The sequence below is a fragment of the Amycolatopsis japonica genome, assembly GCF_000732925.1.
GTDB classification, from domain to species: Bacteria; Actinomycetota; Actinomycetes; order Mycobacteriales; family Pseudonocardiaceae; genus Amycolatopsis; species Amycolatopsis japonica.
Window position 1 is genome coordinate 4,188,974 of record NZ_CP008953.1, and the last position, 17,605, is coordinate 4,206,578.

The window sequence follows — 17,605 nt, forward strand, 5'->3', positions numbered from 1 at the left end:
TCAGTCCTCGAGGACGTCGACGTCGCGCCGGTACCCGTTCTGGCGCGGGCAGATGTGGCCCGCCGGGTCGAGCGGTTCCGCGCACAGCGGGCACGGTTTGCGGCCGGCGTTGACCACCCGGTCCGCCCGTTCCGCGAAGGCGCGCGCCGCGCCGGGGGTCAGGAAGACGCGGACGGCGTCCGGCCCCTCTTCGGTGTCGTCCAGAACGACCGTTTCGTCCACCTCGCCTTCCGTCATGGCGAGCAGTTCGATGACGACGGCGCTGCTGTCGGCGTCCCAGCCGAGCCCCATCGTGCCGACGCGGAACTCCTCCTCGACCGGGACGGTCAGGGGGTCGACGTCGAGGAGCTCGTCGGGCGCGTCGTCCGGTACGTCCGCGCCGAACCGGCTGGCGACCTCTTCCAGCAGCGAGCTGAGCCTCTCGGCCAAGACCACGACCTGCTGTTTTTCGATCGTCACACTGATCGTGCGGACGTCCTCGGACGCCTGGAGGTAGAACGTGCGGTCGCCGGGCTCACCGACGGTTCCTGCGACGAACCGGTCGGGCTGGCGGAAGACGTGGATTACGCGAGACATGGCACCTTTGACCCTAGGCCACGGCCCCATGATCGGCATCCGCCGCCCCACGGTTCAGCCAAGGGCGAAACCGCTGCGCCCCGAGCCGTCATAGGCAAAGGGCCGAACCTAGGCTTCCCCTGTGGTTGAGATCGCCCCTTACGGCACCTGGACGTCTCCCCTGTCGGCCGCCGACGTCGCGGCCTCGGGAGTCAGCGCGCAATGGCTCGGAACGGCGGGAAACGAGGTCTGGTGGGCCGAAGCGAGAACAGGTGAAGGCGGCCGCGTGACCCTAGTGCGGTCCCGCGCAGACGGCACGGTCGAAGATGTCCTTCCCGCTCCCTGGAACGTCCGGAACCGGGTCCACGAATACGGCGGCCGTCCCTGGCTCGTCCTCGACGACGTCCTCGTCTTCACCCACTGGACGGATCAGCGCGTCTACCGTCGCGACCTGACCACCGGCGAGACGACGCCACTGACCCCGGAACCGGCGACGCGGCACCAGCTCCGCTACAGCGACCTCCGGCCCGGCCGGCCCGGCGAGGTGTGGCTCGTCCGCGAACGCAGCACCGGACCCCGGCGCGTCGACATCGCCCGCGACCTCATCGCGGTGCCCCTCGACGGCGGCCCGGAACGCGTGCTGACCGCCAGCCATCACTTCCTCACCGCGCCGCAACTCTCGCCCGACGGGAAGCGTGCGGCGTGGCTCGGCTGGAACCACCCCGCGATGCCTTGGGACGGCACCGAACTGTGCGTCGCCGAACTCCGCGAAGACGGAACCTTCGGGCCGCACAGCGTGCTCGCCGGCGCGGCCGACGTCTCCGTCTGCCAGGTCGACTGGGAGTCGGCGGACAGCCTGCTGGCCCTGCTCGACCCGCACGGCTGGTGGAACCTGCACCGGGTCGGACTCGACGGCGGCATCACGAACCTGGCCCCGGCCGAACAGGAGATCGGCGGTGCGCAGTGGAAACTCGGCGCCCGCTGGTTCACGCCGCTCGGAGACGGCCGCTTCGCCGTCATCGCCTCGGGCAGGCTCGCCGTCCTCGACGAGGCGACGCGGGAACTGACCCCGGTGGCGGCCGCCGCCGACCTGACCGCGTGGTCCACCAACGGTTTGGCCGTCCACGAAGGCTGCGTCGTCGGCGTCGCGGCGGGCCCGAAGCGCGAAGCCGCCGTCGTGAAGGTCGATCTCGCCGGTGGGACGGTGACCGAACTCGCTTCGGCACCCGAACCGCCTTCGCCCGCCTACCTGTCGACGCCCGTCGAACGGATCTTCAAGACCGACGGCGGCGACCGGATCCCGGCCTTCCTCTACCTCCCCGCGAACCCCGACTTCGCCGCGCCGGAAGGGGAACTGCCACCGCTGTTCGTGTACCCGCACGGCGGGCCCACCGGCCGGGACAGCGCGGTGCTCGATCACGAGATCTCCTACTTCACCAGCCGCGGGATCGCCGTCGTCACGGTGAACTACGGCGGCTCGACCGGCTACGGACGCGCCTACCGCGAACGGCTGCGGGAGCAGTGGGGCGTCGTCGACGTCGCCGACTGTGTCACCGTCGCCGAAGCCCTTGCCGCCGAAGGCACCGTCGACGGCGACAGGCTCGCGATCCGCGGCGGCAGCGCGGGCGGCTACACCTCCGCCGCGTCCCTGACCACCACGACGACCTATCGCGCGGGCACCGTCATGTATCCGATCCTCGACCTCACCCAGTGGACCGGCGACGGCGGCGAGACACACGACTTCGAGTCCCGCTACCTCGACGGGTTGATCGGACCGCTGCCGGAGACCGAGCAGCGCTACCGCGACCGGTCACCGATCAACAACGCGGGCACTCTCGCCGGTCCCCTGCTGTTCCTGCAGGGGCTGGAAGACGAGATCTGCCCACCCGAGCAGGCGGACCGCTTCGTCGCCGGACTGGCCGGACGCGGCATCGAGCACGCGTACCTGCGGTTCGAGGGCGAACAGCACGGGTTCCGGAAGGCGGAGACGATCGTGGCCGCGCTCGAAGCGGAGTTGTCGTTCTACGGTCAGGTATTCGGCTTCGAGACACCCGGCGTGCCGAAGCTCCGGCTAAGCCGGTGAGGCCACCGAAGACGCGACCGGGCGACACGATCGCCTTGGTCGCCCCGGCGGGCCCTGTCCCGCCGAACCTCGTCGAGAAGGCGCTGCCGGTGCTCCGCGGCTGGGGCGTCGAAGTCCACGTCGGCGAATGCGTCCGCGCGACCTCCGCCGGTTACCTGTCGGCTTCCGACGAGACCCGGGCCGCCGAGTTCACCCGGGCCTGGCTGGACCCGGGAGTGACCTGCGTCCTCGCCGCCCGCGGCGGCTACGGCTCGCAACGCATGCTCGACCTGATCGACTGGGCGGCACTGAAAGCGGCCGGGCCCAAGATGTTCGCCGGGTCGAGCGACGTCACCGCACTGCACCGGGCGGTGAACGTCCACTTGGGACTGGAGACGCTGTTCTCCCCCATGCCCGCGACCACCCTGTTCGACGCGGTGGCCGCCGAACACCTGCGGCTTTCGCTGTTCGAGCCGGAAGGCGTCCGGCTGATCACCTCGCCGACGTCGTCGCCGCTGGTGCCGGGCACCGCGACCGGGACGCTCATCGGCGGCAACCTCGCCCTGCTGACGGCCGGTCTCGGCGCGCCGGAACAGGGCTCGGCGGGCGAGTCGATCGTGCTGCTGGAGGACGTCACCGAGAGCCTCTACCGGATCGACCGGATGCTCACCCAGCTGCTGCGTTCCGGCTGGCTCGACGGTGTCCAGGGCTTCGTGCTCGGTTCGTGGAAGTCCTGCGGTGATCCCGAGGAGATCCGCGCCCTGATGCTCGACCGGCTCGGGCCGCTCGGTGTGCCCATCGCGTGGGACTTCGGCGTCGGACACGTCCCGGCCTCGCCGACCATCCCCCTCGGAGCGCGGGCCACCCTCGACGCCGACGCGGGAACGCTCCAACTTTTGCCATAACGGCAACGGAACTTGCGAAGACGGCCGGACCGAGGGCATCTTGCGGTCATGGATTCGACACAGCAGTTCTGGGAAGACTTCTACCGGGACAAGGACCAGGTCTGGAGCGGGAAGGCGAACCCGATCCTGGTGAACGAGGTCGCCGCCCTCACGCCGGGCACCGCGCTCGACCTCGGTTGCGGCGAGGGCGGTGACGCCATCTGGCTCACCCAGCAGGGCTGGCGCGTCACCGCCGTCGACATCTCCGACGTCGCACTCGAACGCGCCGCGGCCCACGCGGCCGAGGCCGGCGCCGAGGGCATCACCTGGGAGCGCCACGACCTGGCGAAATCGTTCCCGGAGGGCCGTTTCGACCTCGTCTCCGCCCAGTTCTTCCACTCTCCTGTCGCGGTCGACGGCGAGCGGGACAAGGCGCTTCGCCGCGCCACCGAGGCGGTCGCACCTGGCGGCACCCTGGTGGTCGCCGGCCACGCGGGCTGGCCGACCTGGATGGAGGAGCCGCCACACAAGGACGTCCGCTTCCCGACGACCGCCGAGGTCCTCGAAGCGCTCGCCCTCGCCGACGGCGAATGGACGGTCGAGCGGCAGGAAGTGATCACGCACGACTTCCCCGGTCCGGAGGGGCAGCACGGAACGCGGTCGGACAACGTGCTCCGCGTGCGCCGCTCGGGCTAGGTACCGTCATGGCATGCGGATGTCGCCTGCCGAAGCCCGGTCACAGTTCGAAGGCGAGCGGATCGCGCGACTGGCGACGGCAGGCGCGGACGGTGTCCCCCATCTCGTGCCGGTGACGTTCGTCGTCGAAGGCGACTCGGTCGCCTTCGCGATCGATCACAAGCCGAAGAGCACGACGGCGCTGCGGCGACTGAAGAACATCGCGGAGAACCCGGTGGTCAGTTTCCTGACCGACCGCTACGACGAGGACTGGGCCGGGCTGTGGTGGGCACGGGCGGACGGCGTCGCCCGGGTGCTGACGGATCCCGACGAGCAGGCTCTCCCGGTGCGGCTGCTGCGGGAGAAGTACCCGCAGTACGAAGCGCAGCCCGCTCCGCACGCCGTGGTCACCACGCTCGTCCACTCTTGGCGCGGATGGCGCTCTTCTTGAGCTTTTTTGGCCGTGTTGCCGCTTTACGGCAACACGGCCTTCGCCACGCCGTATAGGCCGTTATACACTCTGGTAGGCGAAGTCCAATCCCTTGCCTCAGGTACATGAAGGCCCCCTTCCTTGCGTCTAGCGCAAGGAAGGGGGCCTTCATGTACCAAAAATCAGGACGACCGAGGAGCCTCGACCGGCAGGAACTGCTCCACCGGCTTCCCCCGCCAGGCCGCGATGATCCCCAGCGGATCCGGCCGAAGCAGCGAAGCGGCCGCGTACACGCTCGCCGCGACGACGCCGGCCATGAACCACCAGTCGTACAGCGCCTGCTCCCCCGTCGGGTAGTAGACCAGCGTCACGAACACCGAAACCGCGACGACGACCGCCAGGTTCCGGCGACGCCATTCGAAGGCCGACAGGACCACGAAACCCCAGGTCAGGTACCACGGCAGCGAGGGCGGCGGGACGATCGCACCGGCCAGCAGGACGATCGCCATCCGGTGGATCGCCGGGTAGCCGCCGTCGCGCGCCAGCCACCACTGCCAGCCGGCGAAGACGAACAGGCCGACCATCGCGATCGCCCGGAACACCGTGACGAACGGCGAGACCTCGACGTCGATCACCAGGTTCACCAGCGAGTAGAAGATCTCGCCGATCCCGGTCGGGAAGTTCATCCAGTTCGCGATCAGCGTCGGCGCCTTGAGGCCGGTCAGCCAGCCCAGGTTGACCGAGCCGAGCGAGAGCCAGGTGCCCGCGACGAACACCGGCAGGAAGATCCCGACCGACGCGGCGCCCGCGCGGAAGAAGTTGACCACCTTCCGGTCGCCGGGCAGGTGGTTCGCCCACACCCAGACCAGGAACGGCAGCGCCCACGCCGCGGTCGGCTTGATCAGCATGCCGATGGTGACCAGGACGATCGCGACGACGTGCTTGCGCTCCAGCGCGGCCAGCACGCCCACCGTGAGGAAGCCCAGCATCAGCAGGTCGTTGTGCGGGCCGCCGACGAGGTGGATCACCGTCATCGGGCTCGCGATGGCGAGCCACAGGGTGATCGGTAGTTTGCCGCCGAGGTGCTTGACCAGGCGCGGCAGCGACCACAGCATCCCGGCCAGGCCGATCATCAGCACCAGCCGGGTCGCGATGACACCGGCGATCATGTCGTTGCCGGTAACCGAGACGATCCCCTTGGCGACCAGCAGGAACAGCGGGCCGTACGGCGCGGGCGTGGTCTGCCACAGCGGATGGACGTTCTGCACGACGTCCGGCAGCACGGTCAGCTCGGCAGGACCGTTGGCATACGGGTCGAGCCCATGCAGCAGCTGCGCGCCCTGCGCGAGGTACGAGAAGACGTCGCGGGTGAACAGCGGCGGCGACACCAGCAGCGGCGCCATCCAGCAGGCGGCGGCGATGACGATCGGGCGGCTGCCGATCCGGCCGGCGAGCGCGTAGCGGCCCAGCCGGACCCACGCCCAGATGATCAGCGCGAAGCCCGTGTACAGCATCGTGTTGGCGAGGATGCGGCCGTGGCCGTAGCGGATCCACGACAGCGGCCCGTGCCCCAGGATCGGGTCACGGATGAGGATGCCACCGGCGCCGAGCGCCGCCAGCATCAGCAGCGTGCTGCCGATGGTCCCCATCGCGATGGTGCGGTACGGGAACCGGGAAGGCACCCGTAGCCGCTCGCCGAGGGAACCGGCCGAGGGCGTCTGCTGGGGGTCTGTCGTGGTCGCCATTTCGAGATTGGAGGTTACACACCGCGCCTGTGCGAGTGCGCGGCAATGGGGGTTTCCCGCGCGGTTCCACCGGGCAACGCGGCGAGCAGCGACTTCGTGTAGTCGTGCTTCGGGTCCAGCAGGACCTCCTCCACCGTGCCGACCTCCACCAGCTCCCCTCGGTACATCACGGCGGCCCGGTCGGCGATGTTCCAGGCCAGCCCGAGGTCGTGGGTGATCACGAGCCCGGCGAGACCGAGTTCACGCCGCAGGCGCAGCAACAGCGCGAGAATCTCCCCTCGCACCGACGCGTCGAGCGACGCCACCGGTTCGTCCGCCACGATGACGCCGGGGTCCAGCGCGAGCGCGCCCGCGATGACGACCCGCTGCCGCTGCCCGCCGGAAAGCTCGTGCGGAAGCCGGTCGAGGAACTTCTCCGCGGGCCGCAGTTCGGCCGCTTCCAGCGCCTTGACGACGATCTCGTGCTCGTTCGCGCCCATTCCGTGGATGCGCGGGCCTTCCGCGACGGCCTCGTACACCGTGTGGTTCGGGTTCAGCGCGCTCGTCGGGTCCTGCAGCACGAGCTGGACCTGCCGCCGGTACGCCTTGAGCCCGGCGCCACCGAGCGGGACCGGCTTGCCGTCGTAGCGCACCGTTCCGGAATCGGGTTTCTGCAGCCCGAGCAGCGTCCGGGCCAGCGTCGTCTTGCCGGAGCCGGACTGGCCGACGAGCGCGACGATCTCGTCCTTCCGCACCTGCAGGCTCACCCCGGCGACGGCGTCGATGCGCTTGCCACTGCGATCGCGGAAGCTGACGCGCAGGTCCTCGGCCTCCAGCAGCGCGGGCTGGTCGGCGCTGCGTTCCGGTTCCGGTGGCAGCGGTGTGCTGGTCGCGGGCGCGAACCGCGACACCGGATCGCCGACGGTCGGGAACGCGGCCGCCAGCGCCTTGCTGTGCTCGTGGTGCGGCGCGCTCATCAACTCGGCGCTCGGCCGCTCCTCGACGATCTCGCCGTCGTACATCACCGCGATCCGGCGGCAGGTCGCTGCGAGCACCGACAGGTCGTGACTGATCATGATCAGCCCGATCCCCTGTTCGGCGACCAGCCTGCCCAGCAGGTCGAGCACCTGGGCCTGGACGACGACGTCGAGCGCGGTCGTCGGCTCGTCCGCGATGATCAGCCGCGGCGAGCAGGCCAGCGCCATCGCGATCATGACGCGCTGCTTCTGCCCACCCGACAGTTCGTGCGGGTACGCACCGGCCCGGCCGGCCGGCAGATCGACCTGCTCGAGCAGTTCCTTGACCTTGGCCTGGATCTCACCGTCCGAGAGCGCCTTGCCGCCGGGCGGGTGCAGCCGGATCGGCTCCGCGATCTGCTCGCCGATCTTCCGCACCGGGTTGAGCGCGTGCATCGCGCCCTGGAAGACGACCGAGGCCTCGGCCCAGCGCACGGCGCGCAGCCTGCCCCACTTCATGGCGGTGACGTCTTCGCCGTCCAGCAGGATCTCGCCGCTGACCTTCGCCGAACGCGGGAGCAGCCGCAGCACGCTCATCGCGACCGTCGACTTCCCCGACCCCGACTCCCCGGCGACGCCGAGGGTGTCGCCGGGTTCGAGCACGAGGTCGACCCCGCGGACGGCGGCGACCTCGCCGCTTCCGGTGGCGTACGTGACGCCGAGGTTCTTCAGTTCCAGCAAGGGGCTCATGAGTGCTGTCCCTTCAGGCGCGGGTTCAGCACGGTCTCCAGCGCGCGTCCGACGAGGGTGAAGGCGAGGACGACCACGACGATCGCGACACCCGGCGGCAGCAGGTTCCACCAGGCACCCTTGCTGATCGCACCGTTGTTCAGCGCGGTCTGCAGCATGGCTCCCCACGAGACGGTGTTCGGGTTGCCGACACCGAGGAACGCCAGCGTCGCGTCCGCGATGACCGCGTTGCCCACGACGAGCGTGGTGTTGGCCAGCACGAGCGGCATGACGCCGGGCAGGACGTGCTTGCCGACGATGTGCAGGTGACCGCCGCCGAGCGCCTTCGCGCGCTCGATGTACGGACGGCCTTCGATCGTCAGCGTCTGCGCGCGGACCAGCCGGGCGGTGCTCGGCCAGGCGGTGACACCGATGGCGACGATCACCGTCATCGCGCCCTGCTCCAGCACCGACGCCAGTGCCACGGCGAGGACGAGCGACGGCAGCACCAGGAAGAAGTCCGTGAACCGCAGCAGCAACCCGGACAGCCAGCCACCGAAATGCGCGGCCGCGATCCCGATGATCGTGCCGATCAGCACCGAGAGGAAGGCCGCCGAGAACCCGACGAGCAAGGAGATCCGCGCACCCCAGAACGTCATCAGCAGCACCGAACGGCCGTCGATGTCGGTGCCCAGCCAGAATTCCCCACTGGGCGGGTTCAGCGAACCGCCGTGGGCCTTGGTGACGTCGAGGCCGGACTCGTCCGAGATCACCGGCGCGAGGATGGCCAGCACGGTGAGGATGCCGAGGAAGGCCAGTCCGAAGACGCCCGCCTTGTTCGTCGTGAACTCGTGCCAGCGCTTCGCCACGGCCTCGCGGCGGCGGCGCCAGACGATCGAACCGGGTTTTTCCGCTGTGGTCATGCCGTCCGCACCCTGGGGTCGAGCACGCGGTAGAGCAACTCCGCGAGCAGGTTCATCAGCACCACCGCGCCGGCGAGGGTGACGAAGACTCCTTGCAGGACAGGCAGATCAGGTCCGCGGAGCGCTTCGTAGAGCAATTGCCCGAGCCCCGGCCAGCTGAACACGGCCTCGACCGAGACCGCGCCCGAGACCACCATGCCGAACTGCATGAAGACCAGTGTCACCGTCGGCAGCAGGGCGTTGGGCACGGCGTGCCGTTTGCGCACCAGATCGTCGCGGAGGCCCTTGGCCCGGGCGGTGGTGAGGTAGTCCGAGTTCATCTCGCCGATCAGCGACGACCGCATGACCAGCATGTACTGCGCGTAGAAGACCACCAGCAGGGTCACGCACGGCAACACCAGATGATGGAGGACGTCGAGCCCCTCGCTGAAGAAGCCGGGCGCGACGTCCGGGGAATGCATGCCCCGGCTGGGAAAGAGCCCGTCGGTCGCCACGAGCAGCATGAGCCCGAGCCAGAACTGCGGGACCGACCACAGGGTCAGCGCGATCCCGGTCTGCGCCTTGTCGAACCCGCTCCCCCGGCGCCAGCCCGCGCGGATGCCGAGCCACAGGCCGAGCGCGACCGCGAGCACCGTCGCGCTGCCGACGAGCAGGATCGTCGGCCACAACCGCTCGCCGATCATGTCGAAGACGGGGCGCCGCTGCAGGTACGAGACACCCATGTCGCCTTGGAGCAGACCGACGACGTAGTCCCAGAACTGTTGCAGCAGAGGCTTGTCCACGCCCATCTGGGCACGCAGCTCCGCCATCATCTTCGGGTCGGTCGGCCGGTCGCGGACCATGAACCGCACGGGATCACCGGGCAGCGTCCGGAACAGGAAGAACCCCAGCACGACGACGAGCGCGAGGCTCGCCAGCGCGCCGCCGATCTTGGAGAGCACGAACCGGGCGGTGCCGGTCCCGCCCCGGCGCTCGTCGGGATCGACGAGCGCCGAGGACTGGTCGAGGGAACTGAGTGCTTCGGTCAACGCTGCTCTTACTCCCGGTCCTCGGCCGACTTGCCGCGCCGCCCGAGCAGCACACCGCCGCCGACGAGCACCACGAGCACGACCGCGCCGATGCCGATCCACAATCCGGTGTTGCCGCTCTCCTCGGACCCGGCAGCGGCCGCGTCGGCCGGGGTGGCGCCGTAGACGCCCCAGTAGCCGGACTGCTCGAGGATCGCGCCGTCGGGCTGCGGCTGCTTGGTGAACGAGGAGAACTTGTCCGAGCGGTAGGCCTCGAGCACGTTGTCGTAGTCCAGGACGACGTCGACGTACTCGCCCGCCAGCACGGCCTGCGCCTGCTTGACGAGCTCGGCGCGCTTGGCCGGGTCGAACTCGGTCAGCTGCTTCTTGTACAGGTCTTCGTAGCGCGGGTCGCAGAAGAACGTCGCCGAGCTGCCGCCGTTGCCCTCCGCGTTCGGGCGGCCGGCACAGGTGTTCAGGCTCAGTGCGTAATCCGGGTCGGGCGAGGTGCCGTAGCCGGAGATCGCGAGGTCGTAGTTGCCTGCCGTGGTGCGGTCGTCCAGTTCGTCGTCGGAGACGAGTTCCTGCTTGACGCCGATGCCGGCGTCCTTCAGCCAGCCGGTGACGAACTGTGCGACACGCTGGTCGAACGGCCGGTTCGCGTGCCCGGCGAGGCGGAACTCCAGCTTCGCGCCGCCGGGGGCGACGCGGATGCCGTCCGCTCCCTTGGCGTAGCCGGCCTGGTCGAGCGTGGCGTTCGCGGCCGCGATGTCGAACTTGGTCTTCTCGGCGTCGGACGGGGTCCAGGTGTAGGCCTTGTAGATCGCCGGCACGACGCCGGTCCCGGCCTGGCCGTAGCCGTTCATCACCTTTTCGACGATGGTGTTGGTGTCGACGGCCTGCGCGATCGCCTTGCGGACGCGGAGATCCTTGAGGATCGGGTTCCCGTCACCGATCGGCTGGTCGAGCACGTTCTTGACGCCGAAGTTGATGATGAGCTCGTTGTACCGGCGGCCCGGTGCCTTGTTCGTGGTGATGTTCTTTTCGCCCTTGAGCGCGTCGAACTGCGTCGGCGTGAGGCGGTTGATGACGTCGACCTCGCCCTGCTTCAACGCGTTGACCGCGGCCTCGGCGTCCTTGAACTGCAGCAGCTGCAGTTCGTCGACCTTGGGCGCGCCGCGCCAGTAGTCCTTGTTCGCCTTGAACTTCACGAACTCGTTCTTCTTGTACTCGGTCAGCAGGTACGGCCCGCTGCCGACGCCGACCACGGCCATCTCGTCGGTCGAAGGGGCGTTGAGATCCTTGATCGGCTCCCAGATGTGCTTGGGCACGATCGGGACGTCGAGCGAGGTCATGCTCGACTGCGGGGCCTTGGTCTTGATGACGAGCGTCTTGTCGTCCGGCGCCGACACCGAGGCGAAGTTGGTGACGTAGCTGCCGTTCGCCGTGCGGGCGTTCTCGTCGTCGAGCATCCGCTGGAAGGTGTACGCGGGGTCCTGCGCGGTGATCGGCTTGCCGTCGGACCACTTCATCCCCTGACGGATGGCGAAGGTCCACGTGAGCTTGTCGTCCGACGTCTTCCACGACTCCGCGATCCCGCCCGTGGGCTGGGTGTCCTCGGCCGAAGGCAGGGTCAGGAACTCGTAGTTGAACCGGCCGACCTGGGTCGACGCCGCCAGCTGGGCGGTGAAGGGGTTCAGGTGGTCGATGCCGGTCGTGAGCGCCACCCGGAGAACCTTGCCCTGCTGCTGTGCCGCCGCGGCGGGCACGAAAGGCACCGTCGCGACCGCCGAAGCGGCGAGGACGGCGACCACGCGAAGACCACGCCGTCGCCTCGGAAAACGCTCTGTGCGCACGAAGACCACCCCATCGAAACTCGCTGTAACCCAACCCCCAAGGCGGAAAAGTAACCACATGTCGCGGTAACCGCGCAATGACTCGCCAATACCGATCGTGCACGGCGGATGTCGTCGCGTGGTCGACAGCTACTTTACGTCTTGCCGACGTTGCGGTGCGTCACCGTTTCGGCGCGCGAAACGGCGACACGTGCAGTGTCCTGGGTATTCAAGGGAAGCGGGCTTGCAGAAGTCTTGCGCGCGATGATGCCCAATCGATACGTGCGACGAAGTGCGAGCAAAGCGTTTCGTCCTCTGGATGCGGTCGTTGCACGCGCAAGTACCGCATCCAGAGGACGAAACGCGGGGGACGTCAGCCGACGGAGACCTCGCGCCGCCGCGCGGTGGCCGCGGCCGCGTAGAGCCACGCGAACAGCGCCCACATCCCGGCGAAGATGAGCCCGACGGTCACGTACGCGACCGTCCACAGCACCGCGGGCGTCTCCGACTTCCGCTCTCGTTGCAGGAACTCGATCTCGGACATGAACGGGCGCGTGCCGGACGTCGCGTCGATCGACGGCGCGTTCGCGGCCGGGTCGGCGGGCGCGTAGATCGGGGCGAGCCCCATCACGCGGTTCGGGACGTGCACGCGGATCCCGGTCTTCCACTGGCCGAACACCGGCAGCGGCTGGGCCGTGCGGTACACCCCGTCGCCGATCTTCTCCAGCGGCGCGGTGAAGAAATCGCCGCCCTGCCAAGCGAAACCGTTCAGCCACACGGCGTCGTCGGCCAGGTCGGGCCGCGAGAGCGTGACGGTCGCGTCGACCCAGCGAGGCGTGCCGCCGCCGTGCGGGTTCGAGATCGGCAGCCCGGTCGCGGCCTCGGTCAGCCGGACGTCCGCGGTGAACCCCGGTTCCGGATCGGCAGGGACGGCGACCGCCGACATCAGCGCGACCGCACCCAGCGCGCCGACGAGCCCGACCGAGTGCCGGGGGCTGGCCGCGGGCACCCGCGTCGCCGTCTCCTCCACTCGCTGGTACTGCCAGACCCCGATGAACGCGCCCGCGAGCGCCGCGCCGGTCCCGAACAGGACGAACAGCGGCAGATGCGCCGTGGGCCAGGGATTCGGCATCAGCCAATGGGTGAACGCCGCCTCGGCGAGCATCCCGGCCGTCCCCACGAGCAGACCGGCGACGGCGGCGAACGTATAACCCTGCCTGTTACGCATCGCGAAGGCGACGACCTCGATGATCACCGCTTCGGCGACGTACGGCAGCAGCGACGCCACGTGCAGATCGGCGAACAGCGGGATGACGGCGAACGAAGCGCGGGAGGCAAGGAAGACCGCGAGGACGATCAGCGCGCCGCCGGGACCCCAGGACAGCCGGCCGTAGGTCAGCGTCCAGGCGCCGATCAGGCCGACGAGCACGACCTGCGACAGCATCGGGAACTGCGGGACGCCGAGATCGAACTCCATGAGGAACGCCGAAGCGCCCATCATCCAGGCACCGGCGAGGACGGGGCCGAGCAGGCGCACGACCGGTCCGGTCGCACCGACCTGGCGCGCCTCGCCGAGCAGCAGTTGCAGGCCCAGCACGACGCACACGCCGCCGCCGATCATCAGGACGTGCGTCGGCCCCCATTCGGTGACGTCCTGGCCGAACAGGCGGTGCCAGACGTCGTCGAGCGGGAAGCCCGCGATGCCGACCAGCCCGGTCGCCATCATCTGGATGGAACCCATCGGCGCCCGCCAGTGCGGGCCGATCTTGAACGTGCGCTTGGGCAGATCCTTCGTGGCCAGGGTCGCGCTGAGCACGCCGCTGGCGAAGATGCCCATCAGTCCGAAGTAGATCGGGTAGTGCGACGGGTTCGCGAGCGGGCCTTCGTCGCGGCCGAGCTCCATGTGGATCGGCACGTCCCAGTAGACGCCGATCAGCGCCGACATCCCGGACAGGAAGGCGACGAACATCGGCAGCGCGGCCCAGCGCGGCAGGCCGGTGAGCCCGGCCATCCAGTCCGCGACGCGACCGAAGACCGTCCGCTTCCCCGCGCGCTCGCGAAGCACGAAAAGAGCCAAGGGCAGGAAGACCGCCGTGAACATCAGGCCCGCGATGACGATCTGCCCGAATTGCGCTCCGCCGGCAGGCGGGCTCTCCTGAGCCATGAACACCGTGCTCGCCTTCCTGCTAACCTAAGTAACTGTTACCTTGGGGTAACACGATAGGCGCAAGGTCCCGGCCGGGCAAGCCGGGGCGTACGACTTGGAGGGACCTCGATGCGGAGGATCGGCGCGATCACCGTGGCCGCGCTGTTGGCCGTGACCGGCTGCTCGGGAACGACCGGCCCGGAACCGGCCACCGGCACCCGGACCGTCAAGTTCTCGATCACCGAGGGCAAGCGCACGGCGGGCCCCGAGGAGGTCGCGGTGCGCACCGGCGAGAACGTCGCCCTAGAAGTCACCTCCGACCAGCCGGACGAACTCCACGTCCACGGCTACGACAAGGCGGCCCAGCTCTCCCCCGGGGTCCCGGGGACGGTCGCCTTCACCGCGAACATCGACGGGATCTTCGAGGTGGAACTGCACAAGAGCGGCGCGGCGGTGACCAAGCTCCGGGTGAGCGGATGATCCTGGCGCACGGGCTCGGCGGCCGGTCCGACCTGCCGGTCCCGCTGTGGCTCGCGCTCTACGCGGGAGCCGCGGCCGTCGTGGTCTCGTTCTTCGCGCTCACCGTGCTCTGGAAGAAGCCCAAACTGCGCGGCGCCGACGCCGGGAGACCTCTTCCTCTTGGCCTGCAACGGTTCGTCGACAGCGCGTTCTCGCGGGTCGCGTCGGGCGTGCTGGGCGTGGTGTTGTTCGCGGGGTTTCTGGCGATGGCGTGGGCCGGTCCCGACAGCTCTTCCGACAACCCGGCCCCCGCCTGGTTCTACGTCTGGTTCTGGGTCGGGCTCGTTCCGCTTTCGCTCCTGTTCGGCCCGGCCTGGCGGTGGTTGAATCCACTGAGGACGGTCGCGTCGCTCATCCCGTTCCGGCACCGCGAGCTCCCGGACCGGCTCGGCTATCTGCCCGCGATCGTCGGCCTCTTGGCGTTTTTATGGCTGGAACTGGTGTTCCCGCACTCGGATTCGCCTCGCGCGATCGCTCTTTTCGGCACCGTGTATGCCGTTATACACATCGCGCTCGGTGTGGTCTTCGGTCCGCGCTGGTTCGACCGCGGTGACGCTTTCGAGGTCTACGCGCGCCTGATCGCGGCCCTCTCCCCGTTCGGCAGGCGTGCCGACGGACGTCTGGTGGTCCGGAATCCGCTGGACGGCCTGCTCACCATCTCCCCCGCGCCGTGGCTGACCGCGCTGGTACTGGTGGTGCTCGGCTCGACGGCGTTCGACGGCCTGACCCGGCTCCCGTTCTGGACGTCGCTCGATGCCGGTGTCCTCGGCGGCACCGCCGGTCTCGCGATCTGTATCGCGCTCACCTACGGCGCCTACGCGGGCGCGATCAGTCTGACCAGGCCGTACCTGCGCCGCGGATTCGACCCGTATCCCGCCTTCGCGCCGTCGTTGATCCCGATCATGGTCGGTTACACGGTCGCGCATTACTTCTCGTTCGCCGTGTTCTCGGGGCAGCAGGGCTTCGGCCGCGCGATCGACTACACGGTCTTGTCGACCGGCGTGATCGCGCTGGTGCAGATCGCCGGAATCGTCGCCGGGCACGTGCTGGCCGTAACCTCGGCACATGACCGTTCCGTCGGCGTGCTGCGCGCGAACTACGTCAAGGTGGGCCAGTACCCGATGCTGGCGCTGATGATCGGCTACACCGCGCTCGGGATCGCGCTGGTCTCCGGCTCATGAGCATCGCGGCGCGGGTGGTGATGATGCACCAGGGCGGCTGGGACGAGATCCTGATCTTCGTCGGCCCCGTGGTGATCATCGGGCTGCTCATCTACGTGGCGCGGAAGCAGGTCCCGACCACTCCTGAGGATGAAGACGAGTAACCCGTCACCCGACGGGTCCGCCGCCCAGCAGCAGTGCTCCAGCCAGCTCGGTGACCTCGTCCCGCGACCGGCCGTCGTGGTCCGCGGCCATGAAGTGCTTGCCGATCAGGAGCGAGAACGCGAGCAGGCAGCGGGCTTCGACCTCGTCCTCGTCGGTGAAGATCTCGCGCATGAGGGAACGCAGGTAGTCCATCCGCTGGTTGTCGACCCGCCGGAGCCGGTCGGCCACCGCCCCGTCGCGCCGGGCCCAGTCCCGGATGGCGAGGTCGATCGGCAGCAGGCGCTCGCCGGCGAGCAATCCCGCGCGCCGGATCTTCGCCCTGGCGTCACCGCCTTCGCTCTCGACGCTCTCGAACAGCAGCTCGGTGCTCATCCGTTCCCAAGTGGCGAGCATTTCCTCCAGCAGCGTGCCTCGATCGGCGAAATGGCCGTAGAAGCCGCCTTTGGTGACGCCCAAGGCTTTCGCGAGCACCTCGACGCGGACCGCGTCGGGACCTCCGGAGGCGAGGGCGGTCAGCCCCGCGTCGATCCAGGCGCTCGGCGGGGTCCGGGTTTCGGCGGCCATGGGATCACCGTATCTCCCGTCACTTCAGCACCACGAGGACGATATATACGCTACCGTACAGATGGCGGAAGCACTGGGAGGAACTACGACGATGACTGTCGGATTCGTGGTGGCGGCATGAAACTCGCGGAAACGGCCCACACCACCCGCTCGTGGCGGATCCACGAGATCGCCGGGGACTTCGACCTCGAAGACGTCTGGGCGCTCGGAACACCCGGCGGACCGGACGATTTCGGCAAGCTGGTGAAGCAGTTCTCGTCGGGGAACTTCCCGGACGGGTCGCCACTCCCCGTCCGGGCGTTGTGGGCGCTGCGATGGAAGCTCGGCGGACTGCTCGGGCTGGACAAGCGGAGTTCCGGCCTCGACACCCGAGTGGGATCGCTCCGCGGCAAGCTGCCGCCAGAACTCCGCGACACACCCACCGGCCCGGATGAGGACTGGTTGCCGTTCACCCCGCTCTACCGGCTCGAAGACGAGTTCGCCGCCGAAATGGCGAACCGGACCATGCACGGCGTCATGCACATCGCGTGGGTCGAAGACGGGCAGGGCGGATACCGCGGTCAGATGGCGGTACTGGTCAAACCCAACGGCCTGTTCGGCCGGGTGTACATGGGATTCATCAAGCCGTTCCGGTACCTGATCATCTACCCGGCGCTCATGCGGATGATCGCGCGGGAGTGGCGGACCCGCGGCTAGCGGCTGTCCGTGAAGGCCTCCCTGAGGGACTCTGGGTCCCTCAAGGAGGCCTTCACGGACAGCTCAAGAGCGGCGCGTACTCCGCACCAGCGTCATGTCCTTCTCCCGCACCGGTTCATGGCAGTGCGCGCACACGGTCTCCGGCGCGAGCACCTCGCCGCACGAATGCCGCCACACCGTCGGCGGCGGTCCCTCGGTGACGTACGCGTCACCCCACGCCATCAGGTTCAGCAGCACGTGGTTGAGCGCGTGCCCCGCCTCGGTGAGCACGTACTCGTAGCGCGGCGGATGCTCCTCGTAGAGCCGTTTCTCGAGGATTCCCGTCTCGACGAGCTTCCGCAGCCGCGCGGTCAGGATGTCCCGGCTCGCACCGGTGTTGCGGACGATCTGGTCGAACCGCCGCGCCCCGAAGAACACCTCACGCAGCGCGAGCAGGCTCCAGCGCTCCCCGATCACCTCCATCGCGTTGGCGATCGAGCAGTCCCTCGGTCCTTCGGTCATGCGACCAGCGTAAACCCGGTGAGTCTTGATTTCCAACCCACTCGGTGCCACAGTGAGTTGGAGATCCCAACTCA

Annotated in this window: 17 protein-coding genes; 8 read left to right on the plus strand and 9 right to left on the minus strand. The window is 69.0% G+C overall.

The features are described from left to right. Positions 1-576, minus strand: coding sequence for a DUF3090 domain-containing protein (locus AJAP_RS19455; protein WP_016334235.1), 576 nt, complete (start codon positions 574-576; stop codon positions 1-3). Between the two features lie 121 nt (positions 577-697). On the opposite strand from AJAP_RS19455, the gene AJAP_RS19460 reads away from it, so the two are divergent. Genes AJAP_RS19460 through AJAP_RS19475 form a run of 4 tightly spaced genes read left to right on the plus strand, consistent with a single transcriptional unit; the run spans position 698 to position 4,627 of the window. Beyond that, positions 698-2,638, plus strand: a complete 1,941-nt coding sequence (locus AJAP_RS19460) for a dipeptidyl-peptidase 5 (protein ID WP_038513741.1) — start codon at positions 698-700, stop codon at positions 2,636-2,638. After that, entirely contained in the window at positions 2,635-3,522 is an 888-nt protein-coding gene (locus AJAP_RS19465; protein WP_038513744.1) for a S66 peptidase family protein, read from the plus strand. The genes AJAP_RS19460 and AJAP_RS19465 overlap by 4 nt, the downstream gene beginning before the upstream one ends. Before the next feature lie 48 nt (positions 3,523-3,570). Next, positions 3,571-4,197 (plus strand): class I SAM-dependent methyltransferase, encoded by a 627-nt coding sequence (locus AJAP_RS19470; RefSeq protein ID WP_038513746.1) that lies wholly within the window; start codon positions 3,571-3,573, stop codon positions 4,195-4,197. A gap of 13 nt (positions 4,198-4,210) precedes the next feature. After that, the gene (locus AJAP_RS19475) at positions 4,211-4,627 is read left to right on the plus strand and encodes a TIGR03668 family PPOX class F420-dependent oxidoreductase (protein WP_038513749.1); all 417 of its coding nucleotides are present in this window, start codon (positions 4,211-4,213) and stop codon (positions 4,625-4,627) included. 161 nt (positions 4,628-4,788) lie between these two features. Here the strand turns inward: AJAP_RS19475 and mptB are convergent, their stop codons facing one another. The 6 genes from mptB to AJAP_RS19505 all read right to left on the minus strand — a co-directional run bounded on the left by mptB (position 4,789) and on the right by AJAP_RS19505 (position 13,944). Further along, complete coding sequence (mptB, locus tag AJAP_RS19480) at positions 4,789-6,351, minus strand: polyprenol phosphomannose-dependent alpha 1,6 mannosyltransferase MptB (RefSeq protein WP_038513751.1); 1,563 nt, start codon at positions 6,349-6,351, stop codon at positions 4,789-4,791. A gap of 14 nt (positions 6,352-6,365) precedes the next feature. Beyond that, on the minus strand, positions 6,366-8,036 hold the full coding sequence (gene nikE / locus AJAP_RS19485; protein ID WP_038513753.1) for a nickel ABC transporter ATP-binding protein NikE: 1,671 nt from the start codon (positions 8,034-8,036) through the stop codon (positions 6,366-6,368). Next, positions 8,033-8,938 carry an ABC transporter permease gene (locus AJAP_RS19490; RefSeq protein WP_016334228.1) on the minus strand — a complete coding sequence of 302 codons (906 nt, stop codon included), beginning with the start codon at positions 8,936-8,938 and terminating at the stop codon, positions 8,033-8,035. Before AJAP_RS19490 ends, nikE begins: the two co-directional genes overlap by 4 nt. Then, complete coding sequence (locus AJAP_RS19495; RefSeq protein WP_037337648.1) at positions 8,935-9,966, minus strand: ABC transporter permease; 1,032 nt, start codon at positions 9,964-9,966, stop codon at positions 8,935-8,937. Before AJAP_RS19495 ends, AJAP_RS19490 begins: the two co-directional genes overlap by 4 nt. An 8-nt stretch (positions 9,967-9,974) precedes the next feature. After that, positions 9,975-11,759, minus strand: a complete 1,785-nt coding sequence (locus AJAP_RS19500) for an ABC transporter substrate-binding protein (protein ID WP_038513755.1) — start codon at positions 11,757-11,759, stop codon at positions 9,975-9,977. Between the two features lie 394 nt (positions 11,760-12,153). Then, on the minus strand, positions 12,154-13,944 hold the full coding sequence (locus AJAP_RS19505) for a hypothetical protein (protein WP_228694984.1): 1,791 nt from the start codon (positions 13,942-13,944) through the stop codon (positions 12,154-12,156). Between the two features lie 111 nt (positions 13,945-14,055). Here AJAP_RS19505 and AJAP_RS19510 point away from each other — a divergent pair, with 111 nt between their 5' ends. The 3 genes from AJAP_RS19510 to AJAP_RS44385 are packed head-to-tail and all read left to right on the plus strand — an operon-like array spanning position 14,056 to position 15,769. Then, a complete protein-coding gene (locus AJAP_RS19510; protein WP_038513758.1) occupies positions 14,056-14,406 on the plus strand; it encodes a cupredoxin domain-containing protein in 351 nt (116 codons plus the stop codon). Then, entirely contained in the window at positions 14,403-15,626 is a 1,224-nt protein-coding gene (locus AJAP_RS19515; protein ID WP_038513759.1) for a hypothetical protein, read from the plus strand. Before AJAP_RS19510 ends, AJAP_RS19515 begins: the two co-directional genes overlap by 4 nt. After that, on the plus strand, positions 15,623-15,769 hold the full coding sequence (locus tag AJAP_RS44385; protein WP_167551714.1) for a hypothetical protein: 147 nt from the start codon (positions 15,623-15,625) through the stop codon (positions 15,767-15,769). Before AJAP_RS19515 ends, AJAP_RS44385 begins: the two co-directional genes overlap by 4 nt. 4 nt (positions 15,770-15,773) lie before the next feature. On the opposite strand, the gene AJAP_RS19520 is transcribed toward AJAP_RS44385, so the two are convergent. Further along, positions 15,774-16,334, minus strand: a complete 561-nt coding sequence (locus tag AJAP_RS19520) for a TetR/AcrR family transcriptional regulator (RefSeq protein WP_038513761.1) — start codon at positions 16,332-16,334, stop codon at positions 15,774-15,776. A gap of 117 nt (positions 16,335-16,451) precedes the next feature. Between AJAP_RS19520 and AJAP_RS19525 the strand changes: the two genes are divergently transcribed. Further along, positions 16,452-17,030, plus strand: coding sequence for a DUF2867 domain-containing protein (locus AJAP_RS19525; RefSeq protein ID WP_038513763.1), 579 nt, complete (start codon positions 16,452-16,454; stop codon positions 17,028-17,030). A 63-nt stretch (positions 17,031-17,093) separates the two neighbouring features. Here AJAP_RS19525 and AJAP_RS19530 read toward each other — a convergent pair whose 3' ends face one another. Continuing rightward, on the minus strand, positions 17,094-17,531 hold the full coding sequence (locus tag AJAP_RS19530) for a winged helix-turn-helix transcriptional regulator (protein WP_038513765.1): 438 nt from the start codon (positions 17,529-17,531) through the stop codon (positions 17,094-17,096). Positions 17,532-17,605: the final 74 nt, after the last annotated feature.

What these genes read in the sequence shown, in the direction of transcription:
- AJAP_RS19455 (WP_016334235.1), bottom strand. Translation starts at nt 576, where the DNA reads ATGTCTCGCGTAATCCACGTCTTCCGCCAGCCCGACCGGTTCGTCGCA.
- AJAP_RS19470 (WP_038513746.1), top strand. Translation starts at nt 3,571, where the DNA reads ATGGATTCGACACAGCAGTTCTGGGAAGACTTCTACCGGGACAAGGAC.
- AJAP_RS19475 (WP_038513749.1), top strand. Translation starts at nt 4,211, where the DNA reads ATGCGGATGTCGCCTGCCGAAGCCCGGTCACAGTTCGAAGGCGAGCGG.
- mptB (WP_038513751.1), bottom strand. Translation starts at nt 6,351, where the DNA reads ATGGCGACCACGACAGACCCCCAGCAGACGCCCTCGGCCGGTTCCCTC.
- nikE (WP_038513753.1), bottom strand. Translation starts at nt 8,036, where the DNA reads ATGAGCCCCTTGCTGGAACTGAAGAACCTCGGCGTCACGTACGCCACC.
- AJAP_RS19490 (WP_016334228.1), bottom strand. Translation starts at nt 8,938, where the DNA reads ATGACCACAGCGGAAAAACCCGGTTCGATCGTCTGGCGCCGCCGCCGC.
- AJAP_RS19505 (WP_228694984.1), bottom strand. Translation starts at nt 13,944, where the DNA reads ATGGCTCAGGAGAGCCCGCCTGCCGGCGGAGCGCAATTCGGGCAGATC.
- AJAP_RS19510 (WP_038513758.1), top strand. Translation starts at nt 14,056, where the DNA reads ATGCGGAGGATCGGCGCGATCACCGTGGCCGCGCTGTTGGCCGTGACC.
- AJAP_RS19515 (WP_038513759.1), top strand. Translation starts at nt 14,403, where the DNA reads ATGATCCTGGCGCACGGGCTCGGCGGCCGGTCCGACCTGCCGGTCCCG.
- AJAP_RS44385 (WP_167551714.1), top strand. Translation starts at nt 15,623, where the DNA reads ATGAGCATCGCGGCGCGGGTGGTGATGATGCACCAGGGCGGCTGGGAC.
- AJAP_RS19520 (WP_038513761.1), bottom strand. Translation starts at nt 16,334, where the DNA reads ATGGCCGCCGAAACCCGGACCCCGCCGAGCGCCTGGATCGACGCGGGG.
- AJAP_RS19525 (WP_038513763.1), top strand. Translation starts at nt 16,452, where the DNA reads ATGAAACTCGCGGAAACGGCCCACACCACCCGCTCGTGGCGGATCCAC.
- AJAP_RS19530 (WP_038513765.1), bottom strand. Translation starts at nt 17,531, where the DNA reads ATGACCGAAGGACCGAGGGACTGCTCGATCGCCAACGCGATGGAGGTG.